We start from the raw sequence: 13,466 nt of genomic DNA, 5'->3' as shown, positions 1-13,466 counted from the left end.
TCGTGCCTGATATGAAGCTTTTTGCTGGTAACGCCACCCCGGAACTAGCACAACGTATTGCCAACCGCCTGTACACTTCACTCGGCGACGCCGCTGTAGGTCGCTTTAGCGACGGCGAAGTCAGCGTACAAATTAATGAAAATGTACGCGGTGGTGATATTTTCATCATCCAGTCCACTTGTGCCCCTACTAACGACAACCTGATGGAATTGGTCGTTATGGTCGATGCTCTGCGCCGTGCTTCCGCAGGCCGTATCACCGCCGTTATTCCTTACTTCGGCTATGCACGTCAGGATCGTCGCGTACGTTCCGCTCGTGTACCGATTACCGCAAAAGTCGTCGCGGACTTCCTGTCCAGCGTTGGCGTTGACCGCGTCCTCACCGTTGACCTGCATGCTGAACAGATCCAGGGCTTCTTTGATGTACCGGTTGATAACGTATTCGGTAGCCCAATTCTGTTAGAAGACATGCTGCAGCTGAATCTGGACAACCCAATTGTGGTTTCTCCGGACATCGGTGGCGTCGTGCGTGCCCGTGCTATCGCTAAGCTGCTGAACGATACCGATATGGCTATCATCGATAAACGTCGCCCACGTGCGAACGTTTCTCAGGTGATGCACATCATTGGTGACGTAGCAGGTCGTGACTGCGTGCTGGTTGATGATATGATCGATACCGGCGGTACGCTGTGCAAAGCAGCAGAAGCGCTGAAAGAACGTGGTGCAAAACGCGTATTCGCTTACGCTACCCACCCGATCTTCTCAGGCAATGCGGCAAACAACCTGCGCAACTCTGTGATTGATGAAGTCGTTGTCTGTGACACCATTCCACTGACTGATGAAATCAAAGCACTGCCGAACGTGCGTACGTTGACCCTGTCGGGTATGCTGGCCGAAGCGATTCGTCGTATCAGCAACGAAGAATCCATCTCTGCTATGTTCGAGCATTAATCGAGCCCGGCTCAAAAACCCGCTGCGGCGGGTTTTTTTATCTGCAACATTTATTTGTATGACTTATGCCTCCTTCACCTGCCATTTAGTTGACAGATGATGCGCTCATGGATGAAACATTATTGTGAACAGATTATTTTCCTCACATGTGATGCCTTTCCGCGCTCTCATCGACGCTTGCTGGAAAGAAAAATATACCGTCTCACGCTTTACCCGTGATTTGATCGCCGGGATAACCGTTGGGATCATTGCTATCCCGCTGGCGATGGCACTGGCAATTGGCAGCGGCGTTGCGCCACAGTACGGCTTGTATACCTCAGCCGTTGCTGGGATTGTTATTGCCCTCACCGGGGGGTCACGCTTTAGCGTTTCTGGTCCGACCGCCGCCTTCGTGGTGATCCTGTATCCGGTATCGCAGCAGTTCGGATTGGCAGGCCTGTTGGTTGCCACGCTCATGTCCGGGATATTTCTGATCCTTTTCGGCCTCGCCCGCTTTGGTCGCCTGATCGAATATATTCCCGTATCTGTCACCTTAGGTTTTACGTCCGGTATTGGTATCACCATCGGTACCATGCAGATTAAAGACTTTCTTGGTCTGCAAATGGCTCATGTACCGGAGCACTACCTGCAAAAGGTAGGTGCACTGTTTATGGCATTACCGACCATCAACCTCGGCGATGCCGCTATTGGTGTGGTCACGCTTGGGATCCTGATTTTCTGGCCTCGTCTGGGGATCCGTCTGCCAGGCCATCTTCCTGCACTGCTGGCCGGTTGTGCGGTGATGGGCATTGTTAACCTGATGGGCGGCCATGTGGCGACCATCGGTTCTCAGTTCCACTATATTCTGGCTGACGGTTCCCAGGGTAACGGTATCCCACAACTATTGCCGCAACTGGTATTGCCGTGGAACCTGCCAGATTCAGACTTCACGCTAAGCTGGAGTTCATTACAGGCACTGTTACCCGCGGCTTTCTCTATGGCGATGCTGGGGGCTATTGAATCCCTGTTGTGCGCCGTGGTGCTCGACGGTATGACCGGAACCAAACACAAAGCCAACAGTGAACTGATTGGTCAGGGCCTGGGGAATATTGTCGCACCGTTCTTTGGTGGCATAACGGCTACCGCTGCTATTGCCCGCTCTGCGGCTAACGTCCGTGCCGGGGCAACCTCACCAGTTTCCGCAGTCATCCACGCAATTCTTGTGATCCTCGCTCTGCTGGTGTTAGCGCCGTTGCTCTCCTGGTTACCCCTCTCGGCAATGGCTGCACTGCTGTTGATGGTGGCGTGGAACATGAGCGAAGCCCATAAAGTGGTGGATCTGCTGCGCCACGCACCGAAAGACGACATCATCGTCATGCTGATGTGTATGTCGCTGACAGTTCTGTTCGATATGGTGGTCGCCATCAGCGTCGGTATCGTTCTTGCCTCCCTGTTGTTTATGCGCCGTATTGCCCGCATGACACGTCTGGCACCAGTGAACGTAGTTGTACCGGATGATGTGCTGGTACTGCGCGTGATTGGCCCACTGTTCTTTGCCGCAGCTGAGGGACTATTTACCGATCTCGAGTCTCGTATTGAAGGCAAACGCATTGTGGTGCTGAAATGGGACGCCGTACCGGTACTGGATGCTGGTGGCCTTGACGCCTTCCAGCGTTTTGTAAAACGTCTTCCGGAAGGCTGTGAATTACGCATCAGCAATCTGGAATTCCAGCCGCTGCGCACGATGGCGCGCGCGGGCATCCAACCGATCCCGGGCCGTCTGGCATTCTTCCCGAACCGCGACGCAGCGTTGGCGGATATTTAATGTTCATCTGTTACCGGCATGCTCTTGCCTGCCGGTAACACTTCTCTTCTGTAAACACGTCTGAGTTGTTATCATCATCTCTCCTGCTCTCTGACGATACCTGTAGCCATGAAATCTGACTCTACATTTGTCTATCGCGAAATCACCGAGACTGATATTCCAGCCGTGCAATCGTTTATTATCCGGCATCTGAATCTCTATTTTAATGCCAACAGGCCACTCCCCGACTCAAGTCAGGATGTGTTAGCGTTACGTTCACAATACATTCACCAGCCACGAAATCTGTTGATCGGCGTATGGGATGAACAACAACAGCTTATCGCCACGCTGGCGGTATGCCAGTACGATGACAGAATATCGACATTACGTGGGCGTTATAATTTATCTACAACCGCTGAGATTTGTCGTTGTTACGTTGAACAAAATTATCGTCGCCAGGGAATAGGCGGTCAGTTAGTTTCATTGGCAGAACAATTTTGCCTGCGTCAACAATATAAAACACTCTACCTGCACACCCATCACTTTTTACCTGGCGGTTATCCGTTTTGGCTACGCCATCATTTCACCGAGTTTTTAGATGAAGGCGGAGAACAACAAATTGTGCATATGGAGAAATATGCTATCGGAATGTGACATTGTGCAAATAATTAAATAATTGTGCATCCGCACTATTAATTCCGGTCATTTTTATCGCAGCAAAATTAATTGATCAGAATCAAATAATTCTCATTTAATTTATCTGATATTCACCATCAACATAGAACACACTAAAAAATATTCTCATAACCATCTGTTTTTAAAGGAATTAACAATAGCAAAACAAATACCCCTACTTATTCAAGCGGTTGACGCGATAATTGGATGCCGATACATTCGCCGATGACAGTATTTCAGAATGTACTTATTATTTTGAAACGGAATATGGTGCGGATTATTTCAATCTTATGCCATAGCTGCCCCCGCAACTGTAAGCGGATACAGAATATCTTCGTATGGTAATAAATCACCATAGGTCACTGTAAAGATTTATTTATGGGAAGGCCGATATTCTGATTGCCGCGAGCCAGGAGACCTACTGTCAAGGTTGTATACATTGAGTGGACGGGATGGTCCATGGGGTGATTTATTTGACGAACTAATGATCGTGATTACTGACCTGGTAGACGAGAATATACTTTTTTTTCATATTATCTTGTCTGTACATCATGATTCGATGTCATCTATCGTCATGCGCCTGTCCCGAAATTATATACCAGACGATCAGATTCTGGCATGAAAGGGACAATTATAATGCACGTTGACATTACCTCTTCTTATTCCAAACTTTCACTTCTGGCCTTGACTGGCGCCGCACTTTTCCTGGCCAGTAATATGGCTTCTGCGGCCAAAACAGAATATCCACTGACTATCAAAAACTGTGGCCGGGATATTACTTTTAATAAAGCTCCCCAGCGAGTTACCACCGTAGGGCAAAATAGCACTGAAATACTCTATTCTCTGGGTCTGGCCGATCGCGTTGTCGGAACGTCACTCTGGTTCGGTCCCGTCCCGGAACAGTACAAGGCGGTGAATGATAAAATTGCGGTCATTGCACAGAACATCCCGAGCTTTGAAGGGATTATTGCTAAAAAGCCAGATTTAGTAGCCAGCCAGTTTGAATGGCAAATTGGCCCTGCCGGTACGGTCGCGTCCTACGAACAATTCAGCGAATTGAAAGTTCCGGTTTATACCGCTCCCGCCGATTGTGCCAAAGATAACGAAGACGGCGGAGATGGTGTACGTAAGGGGATGTTTGATATCGCCATGGTTTACCAGGAAGTCGCAGATCTGGCAAAAATTTTCGATGTTCAGGACAAAGGTGATGAACTGATTGCCAGCCTCAAAGCACGTGAGGCTGCGGCAAAGTCCAAAATTACCGGTATGGACAACAACGTTTCCGCCGTCTTTTGGTTCTCCAGCGCCGATCTGCAACTTGACCCGTATGTCGCAGGAAAATTTGGCCCCGCCGCGTGGATCGCCCAATCACTTGGGGTGAAAAACGTCATTGATTCCGCCGAAGAGTGGCCAACTGTAGGCTGGGAGACCATCGCCAAAGCGGATCCATCGGTTATCGTTCTGGGCGAAATGGGACGTCGCCGTTTCCCAGCTGATGACTGGAAAGTCAAAATGGAATACCTCAAGTCTGATCCTGTCACCAGCCTGATCCCGGCGGTTAAAGAAAACCACCTGCCAGTGATCGACGTGCAAACCATGAATGCCGGGATAAGAACTATCGATGGTCTTGAGAAACTCGCTGATGCGCTGGTGCAGTACGGCCTGGCACATCCAAAAGCCACTCATTAATCCTCGTCGCGCGTTATGCCTTTTGCAGGCATAACGCCCTTTTGTACTCAGGGCAGCCGTAAAATAATGAGTGAATTACGCAGGACGCGCCAGGCCATTCGTCAATTAACAAACCGGGCAGTGCTACACAGCCTGTGGGTCAGTGTGGTGATGTGTGGCGTTCTTCTGGCAGGGATCTCCATCGGTGAAACATTTATTCCGTGGCAGCACGTTATCCATACGCTGGCAAACCGACTGTTTGACACCCAGTATATGGTGGACGCGTTGGATGCCGGGATTATCTGGAACTACCGTCTGACTCGCGCGCTGGTTTCCGCCTGTTGCGGCGCATGTCTGGCGGTTTCCGGGGTAGTGTTACAGTCACTGCTACGTAATGCGCTGGCCGAACCCTATCTGCTGGGGATTTCCGCCGGAGCGTCAACCGGAGCCGTGCTCATTGCATTAACCGGACTGGGTGCAGGGATCGTCAGCATGTCTCTCGGCGCCTTTATCGGCGCCTTGACGGCGTTTTTGTTTGTCGCACTGCTGGCGATGGCTGCGCGGGGAAAACACGGTTCCGCCACCACGCAAATCATTCTCGCCGGGATTGCCAGCTCACAGTTGTTCAATGCCATCACTTCACTGATTATCACCCGCTCAGCCAATGCCGAGCAGGCTCGCGGCATTATGTTCTGGCTACTGGGCAACCTTAGCGGCGTTCGCTGGCCAGATGTGGTTCTGGCTATCCCAACTGCGCTGGTCGGCATAATTATCTGCTTTTGCTACGCCCGCCATCTTGATGCATTTTCCTTTGGCGCTGAATCGGCCGCATCGCTGGGTATTCCGGTTAAACGCACCCGCGTCGTACTGATTACCGCAGTGACGGGAATGACGGCCATTATGGTATCGATTGTAGGCGCTATTGGTTTTGTCGGGCTGGTCATTCCTCATGCCGCCCGTTTACTGGTGGGAAACCAGCATCACCGCTTATTGCCCGTAAGCGCCTTTATTGGCGCTATTTTTCTCATCGTGGCGGATGTCATCTCCCGAACCCTGCTTCCAGGGCAAGTGTTGCCAATCGGCGTGATCACCGCCCTGGTCGGCGCTCCCGCATTTTCACTCATATTGATACGAGGGAATCCGAGCAAATGACCGTTAACCCATGCTTTACATCACCTCTACGCAGAGCGAATGCGGCTAATCATGTGGTTTGCGCGCAAAATCTGCACTGGGAAGTGAAAGGCAAGGCAATTGTAAATGATGTCTCTTTTCAGGTTTCTCCCGGGGAGTTTGTTGGGATTATCGGCCCCAATGGTTCCGGGAAAACATCACTGATTTCGCTTCTGGCCGGTTTACTGAAACCCTCCGCAGGCAAGGTTTTGCTGAACAACAAAGACGTTCACCGCTATTCGCGGCGCCATTTGGCGCAAAAAGTGGCTCTTGTTGAACAACAGGCAGAAACCAGCGAGCGTCTTACCGCCATTCAGGCCGTTTCTCTTGGCCGCACACCATTTCTAAGCCTGTTGTCGCCATGGTCGCGTTCTGACGATGAGATTGTGCAAGCGATGCTGGAAAAAGTCTCCATGCAAAACGTACAGCATCGCTGCTGGCATACATTCTCCGGGGGCGAACGCCAGCGCCTGCATATAGCCAGGGCGTTGGCGCAACAACCGCAGGTACTGCTGATGGATGAGCCGACAAATCATCTCGATATCCAACATCAGATTGGCCTGCTCAACCTTGTCAAACGCGAGAAACTTACCGTTATTGCTGCCCTGCACGACCTGAATCATGCCGCAATGTTCTGCGATCGCATCATGGTGATGAAAGCCGGACAACTGGCGATGCAGGGCAATCCTTCTGCAGTGTTCACCCGAGAAAACCTTAACTGCTGGTTTGGCATCGATGCAATTGTCGAACGTCCACCTGATGGGGCGAGCTGCTTCATCCGCTACCAACGACCAGCGTAAATACCAAAGGAACTGATATGAAATGTATTAAGCAAAGTCTGCAAATCCTGTGCCTGTTAGCCTTCACCTCCACGGCTCTCGCACAAACGCATGAAGTGCTGATGAAAAACCGAGGTGCTGGTGGGCCAATGGTCTACGAGCCGGACTATCTGGCGATCCAACCGGGCGATAGCGTGAAGTTTATCCGCAAACATAAGAGCCACAATGCAGCCTCGATTGCCGAACTCTCACCCGCAGGCTATCCCGGTTTCATTGGCAAAATCGATGAAGAGATTGAAGTCAAATACGACAACGCAGGCTTCTACGGCATCAAGTGCTCACCCCACTATGCCCAGGGCATGATCATGCTGATCAAAGTCGGTGACGCCGTATTGCCCGACAGCTACCGCGCGTTTAAAGCACCGGGCCTTGCGGATAAACGCTTTCAGGATATTTATACCCGCATCGATAAACAGTAACGCCACGATAAAGGGAGAATACTGGTGGTGGATAAAAAACCCGATAGTGAAACGATCCAGACCGGGCGACGTGACTGCCTGTGCAAACTGACAAAATTTGTCGGCGCGGCGGGTGTCACTGCCGCCGTCTGGCCGCTCATCTCAGCACTGGGCCCGGATGATAAAACCGAGGCAGAAAATGAGCCAATTGATGTCTCTCTTGCAGGCGTAGCAGCAGGCCAGACAGTGAAGCGTATCTGGCAGGGAAAACTGATCCTCATTCACCACCGAACTCCGCAAGAGATTGCAGCGGCGCAACAGGCAGATAATCGATTACTGCTGGCTCCTCAGGCAGATAGCGAACGGGTTACAGCGGCACATCCACAGTGGCTGGTTATACAGGGCTATTGCCCTCACGCGGGGTGTGTTCCTAACGCCAACCCCAGTGGCCAGGGATGGATCTGTCCGTGTCATGGTTCAGAGTTTGATACCTCCGGACGTGTGACGCGCGGTCCGGCCACTGCGAATCTGGCAATCCCGGACTATACCTTGTCTGCCGATGGTCTGAGCGTACGTATTGGTGCAAAGGATGCCTGATATGAGCACTTCTGATATAACGACGTCATGGCGCAACTTTCAGTTGCGCCTTCCGCTTCCCCGCTCCGTTTCCGGGCTGTGGGTATTTGCTATCGGTTTGATATTACTAGTGATGCTGGGTGTCCAAATCCTGTCGGGCATTGTACTGGCAATGTTCTACGTACCTACGGCGGAGTCCGCATTTGATTCCATTATTCATATTATGCGTTCAGTCAGGCACGGTGAACTGGTGCGCAACATGCATGCAACTGGCGCTTCACTCTTTTTCTTTGCCTGTTATTTGCATATTTTCCGCGCGATGTATTACAACGTTTACCGCAAACCCTATCTGAAGATGTGGACCATCAGCGTGACGTTATATGTGCTGCTGATGATCACTGCTTTTCTGGGCTATAGCCTTATTTGGGGGCAAAAAAGCTACTGGGCCGCCACGGTTATTACCAGTTTTGCCCGGGCAATTCCGTTTATCGGGGATTCGCTGTATACCTATTTAGTCGGTGGATATGCGCCCGGTACACCAACAATTGGGCGTTTTTATGTGCTTCACTTTATTATTCCATTCGCGATTGTCGCGGTGACGATATGGCATGTACGCACCGTTCAGTCGGCTTTTGCCCATGCGATGAAGAAAACATTTTCCGCACAAGAGTCTCAACGGCTGCTGTTTGATTTTCGCGTCACCGAGAGCGATGCCATTAAACTCACTCTCTTTTTAATGTTGTTTACCTGGTTTCTCTTCTTCGCGCCCCATTATCTCAGCAGCGCCGATAACTTTATTCCCGCCGATCCGACAGTCACGCCGGCCATCGTCGCACCGGAATGGTACTTTCTGCCCTTCTTCTCTATTTTGCGCTGCTTTCCCAATGAGCTGGCGGGTATTACTGCGATGTGCGCCTCGGTACTGATTTTCTATTTTCTCCCCTGGCTGGATACGTCACGTGCGCGGTTTCGCAACTATAGCAAGCTGGTTAAAGTCAGCTTCTGGATTTGGGTAGTCAACGCCTTCTTTTTAGGCTGGCTGGGATCAAAAGCGCTGGTTGGTCCGGATTTAGTTGATGGGTTTAATCATGACGAGGGCTGGATCCGTGCAGCATCTCAGCTTTCAACGCTGGTCTATTTCGCATGGTTTCTGATTGTTCTGCCGTGTCGACGCTTACTGGAAAAACAGGACTGACATTATGGGCCGATTTTTAACGTACACCACCCTCAGTCTGGGTCTGTTCTTCAGCAACGTACTCAGTGCGCAGCAACCGCCACCGCAGACGTGGTCTTTTAGCGGTGCGAACGGCAAATACGACACAGAGCAGTTACGACGCGGTCTGCAGGTTTACGAAGAAAAATGTCGGGCCTGCCACAGCATGAAATATCTGACGTTCCGAACGCTGACCAAACCGGGAGGGCCGGAGCTGAGTCAGGCTGAAGCTAAAACAATGGCGAGCGGTTACGTCTTTGCAACCGTGGAGGACGACGGGCAACCCGGCGAACGGGATGGCAATCTGAATGATGTCTTTGCTTCCCCTTATCTCAATGAGCAGGAAGCCAAATACCTCAACAATGGCGCGCTGCCGGTAGATTTGAGCTATATCGTTCGGGCACGAACCTACGATCGCGGATTTCCACAATTTTTACTGGATGCGTTTATTCCTTATTCCGAACAAGGGGCTGATTATATTTATGCATTGCTGACGGGGTATGTTCCCGATGATCCTGAGATGAAGGCTAACCGGTATTTCCCGGGCGGGATTATCAATATGCCAAAACCACTGACAGACGGTGAGGTAATCTGGGCTACGCAAACACACATACCCCAAACGGAAGAACAGTACGCACGCGATGTCACCGCATTTCTGGCGTGGGTAGCCGATCCGCAGCTGGAGTCGAGAAAGCATCAGGGAATGTATGCTATGGGATATCTGGCGGTTGTTTTGGCGCTAGTCGCGTTATTACAGCGTATCCGTTCCCGCTCGCGCAGAAACAAGGCGAACTAACAACCAGTCAGCATAAAGCTGACTGGTCTACAATAACGTCACCGCTTAGCTGTGGCGTTGGCTGTTATTCCGGCGACAGCGTTTGTCGTAATGACGAACCCACCAGTAGCGGTCGCTGATTTGTTCATGCCCACCGACGCGGGCCCCCGCCAGCCAGAGAACACCACCAACAAAAATACTGAGCACAGCACCATGTGCGAAAAACTGTGGCAGATTAAATTGCGGCAACTGATTTAAAATAGAATAGCCAACACCGACAACCATCACCACCAACCCTAAAGCCATGAGCACGTTACCGAGTAACGAAGCATTTTTGCGTTTCATGTGTCACCTCCGGAACTTTGGGTTGCTACAGGGAATACCCCTAATCCTTATGTGTAAAGTATAGACAACACTGCCGTTTGCATGTGCGGGAGCGATCACAATTACAAACACCAATGCAACAAAACTTTACAAATAAGCTACTGAACAACCTCATTTTCTAATAGTCCATTTGGGCAATTATTCAGATTTTGCAGTTACGCACGCAGTTTTTTGTCAAGCGCACCGACAGACAGTAAACTACACGCCGGTTATAGACACACTCAGGACAAAATACGTGACGATTAAATTGATTGTCGGCCTGGCGAACCCCGGCGCAGAGTATGCGGCAACGCGACATAATGCAGGCGCATGGTACGTCGATCTACTGGCAGAGAGATTACGAGCCCCCCTGCGCGATGAGCCGAAATTCTTCGGTTACACCTCCAGAGTGACGCTCGAAGGTGAAGATGTCCGTTTGCTGGTGCCGACCACATTTATGAATCTAAGCGGCAAGGCCGTCGGCGCGATGGCCAGTTTTTATCGCATTAACCCCGATGAAATTTTAGTCGCCCACGACGAATTGGATCTGCCCCCGGGCGTCGCAAAATTTAAGCTTGGCGGTGGTCATGGTGGGCACAATGGCCTGAAGGACATCATCAGCAAGTTAGGCAATAACCCGAACTTTCATCGTTTACGCGTCGGAATTGGCCATCCTGGCGATAAAAACAAAGTTGTCGGCTTTGTTTTAGGTAAACCGCCTGTTTCAGAACAGAAGTTAATTGATGAAGCTATTGACGAAGCGGCTCGTTGTACCGAGATTTTATTCAAAGATGGCCTGACGAAAGCAACGAGCCGCTTACATACCTTTAAAGCTCAATAAGCAGTGATGTGCGGCATTTTTCTCGCGTGCTGTGTATAATAGGCAGAGTTATTTACTTTTCTACAATCTGTTTTCTATAACAGGTTGAATATCAAAAGATTAAGGTGATTTAAACATGGGATTCAAATGCGGTATCGTCGGTTTGCCAAACGTAGGCAAATCCACCCTGTTCAACGCGCTCACAAAAGCGGGTATTGAAGCGGCAAACTTCCCGTTCTGTACTATCGAGCCGAACACCGGTGTTGTTCCGATGCCCGATCCGCGTCTGGATCAACTGGCCGAAATCGTAAAACCACAGCGTATCCTGCCAACCACAATGGAATTTGTGGATATCGCGGGCCTGGTAAAAGGCGCGTCCAAAGGTGAAGGTCTGGGCAACCAGTTCCTGACCAACATCCGTGAAACAGAAGCTATCGGTCACGTAGTTCGCTGCTTCGAAAACGACAACATTATCCATGTTAATAATAAAGTGGATCCGGCTGACGATATCGACGTTATCAACACCGAACTGGCTTTATCCGACCTTGATACCTGTGAGCGCGCTATCCACCGCGTGCAGAAGAAAGCCAAAGGTGGCGACAAAGACGCTAAAGCAGAACTGGCTGCACTGGAAAAATGCCTGCCACAGCTGGAAAACGCCGGTATGTTACGTGCACTGAAAAACCTGACTGACGAAGACAAAGCGGCTATCAAATACCTGAGCTTCCTGACCCTGAAGCCAACTATGTATATTGCCAACGTCAACGAAGATGGTTTTGAGAACAACCCATATCTCGATAAAGTGCGTGAAATCGCCGCCACTGAAGGTTCTGTGGTCGTTGCCGTTTGTGCTGCAGTTGAATCCGATATCGCAGAACTTGACGATGCCGATCGTGACGAATTTATGGCTGAACTGGGTCTGGAAGAACCGGGCCTGAACCGCGTGATCCGTGCCGGTTACGAACTACTTAACCTGCAGACCTACTTCACCGCTGGTGTGAAAGAAGTCCGCGCATGGACAATCCCTGTTGGCGCCACCGCGCCACAGGCTGCCGGTAAAATCCATACCGACTTCGAGAAAGGCTTTATCCGCGCACAAACCATCGCGTTTGAAGATTTCATCACCTACAAGGGTGAGCAAGGCGCGAAAGAAGCCGGTAAAATGCGTGCAGAAGGTAAAGATTACATCGTTAAAGATGGCGACGTAATGAACTTCCTGTTCAACGTCTAAATAAAATTGGTTGTCTCATGAGGTTTCGCTGAATCTCATAAAAATCGCAAAAAACCATAAAATCCACGCAATTGCGTGGATTTTTCTTTTCATAACGTCTCAATTCATCTCGTAGCAACGCAGTCAAAAATGAGTGCGCGGATGAGTACAACATTCTTCCATCTTCATCCTTGAAATTCTTCAGGAAACAGCTAAACGGGGAGCCCCGACAGTTGCTGCGGAAGCTCGCCGCACCGTTTCATCAATTTTCGAGTTGGCAGTCGCGACGCCTGGAGCTGATAGCGATCCCGTCTGGCCTGCGCGCAAGCCCCTTCCTGCTAATAAAACACAAACAGGCATTAAACCCACAGCAAATCGGGAGATTATTGAGTTGTTTTGACAATAGTCATGGCTCGTACCAGGTTAACTATTGCATGTGGTTAATGTGGTGGACACTTGCGCGTCCCGCTGAAGTTACCGAAGCAGAATGGGCAGAATCGATCTTGATAGCGCCCTGTGGACCATTCCGGCAGCGCGAATGAAAGTTTGTAGAGAACACGGTATTCCCCTGCCCTCCCAAGATGTCAAAAAGCTCAGAACACTACAGGGATTAACCGGGCATCGGCAGCACCTTTTTCCGGGCAGGGATAATCAGCTAAGTCCAATGACATCGCACTCTCTGTGTCGGCTACTTAAAAGCCTCGGCTGGAGTGGTACCTATATACCAGAACTACAGGAAGAACACGTTTAAACGAGATGGGCTATCAACCCGACGCTATAGAGGTCCAACTTGCGTTCGCTGATACCAACAATGTTCGTCGCACATACAACCATGTAACTTATCTCGATGAGTGAAAGGTTATGATGCAGGAATGGGCTGATAAGCTGGGCAAAGGGGTAGCAGGATTCGAGTAGAACTTATTGCACTTAGTAAACCTCGAGGATTGAACTCCTTCCTCAATGTCCGCTTTGTGCCAGGAACGGAAGTTGGAGTGCCAGAGACTCCCTAAAAGTTGATGGTTCGTT

At 50.4% G+C, this 13,466-nt stretch carries 13 protein-coding genes, 1 pseudogene and 1 riboswitch; of the genes and pseudogenes, 13 read left to right on the top strand and 1 reads right to left on the bottom strand.

Going from position 1 to position 13,466, the window contains the following annotated elements:
- Nucleotides 1-2: 2 nt before the first annotated feature.
- The 10 genes from prs to SK36_RS09015 all read left to right on the top strand — a co-directional run bounded on the left by prs (nucleotide 3) and on the right by SK36_RS09015 (nucleotide 10,068).
- Entirely contained in the window at nucleotides 3-950 is a 948-nt protein-coding gene (prs, locus tag SK36_RS09060; RefSeq protein ID WP_001518537.1) for a ribose-phosphate diphosphokinase, read from the top strand.
- A 124-nt stretch (nucleotides 951-1,074) separates the two neighbouring features.
- Entirely contained in the window at nucleotides 1,075-2,754 is a 1,680-nt protein-coding gene (gene dauA, locus SK36_RS09055; protein ID WP_071828963.1) for a C4-dicarboxylic acid transporter DauA, read from the top strand.
- Nucleotides 2,755-2,862: 108 nt separating this feature from the next.
- Complete coding sequence (locus SK36_RS09050; RefSeq protein WP_045443697.1) at nucleotides 2,863-3,387, top strand: GNAT family N-acetyltransferase; 525 nt, start codon at nucleotides 2,863-2,865, stop codon at nucleotides 3,385-3,387.
- A 233-nt stretch (nucleotides 3,388-3,620) separates the two neighbouring features.
- A riboswitch (cobalamin riboswitch) is annotated at nucleotides 3,621-3,848 on the top strand.
- A gap of 196 nt (nucleotides 3,849-4,044) precedes the next feature.
- Nucleotides 4,045-5,097 carry an ABC transporter substrate-binding protein gene (locus SK36_RS09045; RefSeq protein ID WP_048221362.1) on the top strand — a complete coding sequence of 351 codons (1,053 nt, stop codon included), beginning with the start codon at nucleotides 4,045-4,047 and terminating at the stop codon, nucleotides 5,095-5,097.
- A 66-nt stretch (nucleotides 5,098-5,163) separates the two neighbouring features.
- Nucleotides 5,164-6,228, top strand: a complete 1,065-nt coding sequence (locus tag SK36_RS09040; RefSeq protein ID WP_045443703.1) for a FecCD family ABC transporter permease — start codon at nucleotides 5,164-5,166, stop codon at nucleotides 6,226-6,228.
- Nucleotides 6,225-7,046 carry an ABC transporter ATP-binding protein gene (locus SK36_RS09035; protein WP_048221361.1) on the top strand — a complete coding sequence of 274 codons (822 nt, stop codon included), beginning with the start codon at nucleotides 6,225-6,227 and terminating at the stop codon, nucleotides 7,044-7,046. The genes SK36_RS09040 and SK36_RS09035 overlap by 4 nt, the downstream gene beginning before the upstream one ends.
- Nucleotides 7,047-7,063: 17 nt before the next feature.
- A complete protein-coding gene (locus SK36_RS09030) occupies nucleotides 7,064-7,504 on the top strand; it encodes a pseudoazurin (protein WP_048221360.1) in 441 nt (146 codons plus the stop codon).
- Nucleotides 7,505-7,528: 24 nt separating this feature from the next.
- A complete protein-coding gene (gene petA / locus SK36_RS09025; protein ID WP_048221359.1) occupies nucleotides 7,529-8,080 on the top strand; it encodes a ubiquinol-cytochrome c reductase iron-sulfur subunit in 552 nt (183 codons plus the stop codon).
- A gap of 1 nt (nucleotide 8,081) precedes the next feature.
- Nucleotides 8,082-9,254 (top strand): cytochrome b, encoded by a 1,173-nt coding sequence (locus tag SK36_RS09020; RefSeq protein ID WP_048221358.1) that lies wholly within the window; start codon nucleotides 8,082-8,084, stop codon nucleotides 9,252-9,254.
- A 4-nt stretch (nucleotides 9,255-9,258) separates the two neighbouring features.
- On the top strand, nucleotides 9,259-10,068 hold the full coding sequence (locus SK36_RS09015; protein WP_048221357.1) for a cytochrome c1: 810 nt from the start codon (nucleotides 9,259-9,261) through the stop codon (nucleotides 10,066-10,068).
- A gap of 45 nt (nucleotides 10,069-10,113) precedes the next feature.
- Here SK36_RS09015 and ychH read toward each other — a convergent pair whose 3' ends face one another.
- Entirely contained in the window at nucleotides 10,114-10,392 is a 279-nt protein-coding gene (ychH, locus tag SK36_RS09010) for a stress-induced protein YchH (protein WP_045443721.1), read from the bottom strand.
- Between the two features lie 274 nt (nucleotides 10,393-10,666).
- Between ychH and pth the strand changes: the two genes are divergently transcribed.
- The 3 genes and pseudogenes from pth to SK36_RS23540 all read left to right on the top strand — a co-directional run.
- Complete coding sequence (gene pth / locus SK36_RS09005) at nucleotides 10,667-11,251, top strand: aminoacyl-tRNA hydrolase (RefSeq protein WP_016153302.1); 585 nt, start codon at nucleotides 10,667-10,669, stop codon at nucleotides 11,249-11,251.
- Between the two features lie 115 nt (nucleotides 11,252-11,366).
- Nucleotides 11,367-12,461 (top strand): redox-regulated ATPase YchF, encoded by a 1,095-nt coding sequence (gene ychF / locus SK36_RS09000; RefSeq protein ID WP_048221356.1) that lies wholly within the window; start codon nucleotides 11,367-11,369, stop codon nucleotides 12,459-12,461.
- A gap of 166 nt (nucleotides 12,462-12,627) precedes the next feature.
- Nucleotides 12,628-13,295, top strand: a pseudogene (locus SK36_RS23540) (tyrosine-type recombinase/integrase); the annotation flags it as partial.
- Nucleotides 13,296-13,466 lie beyond the last annotated feature (171 nt).

It is taken from the genome of Citrobacter sp. MGH106 (genome assembly GCF_001037495.1).
Lineage (GTDB): Bacteria > Pseudomonadota > Gammaproteobacteria > Enterobacterales > Enterobacteriaceae > Citrobacter > Citrobacter murliniae.
This window is presented reverse-complemented; position numbering and strand designations above follow the sequence as displayed.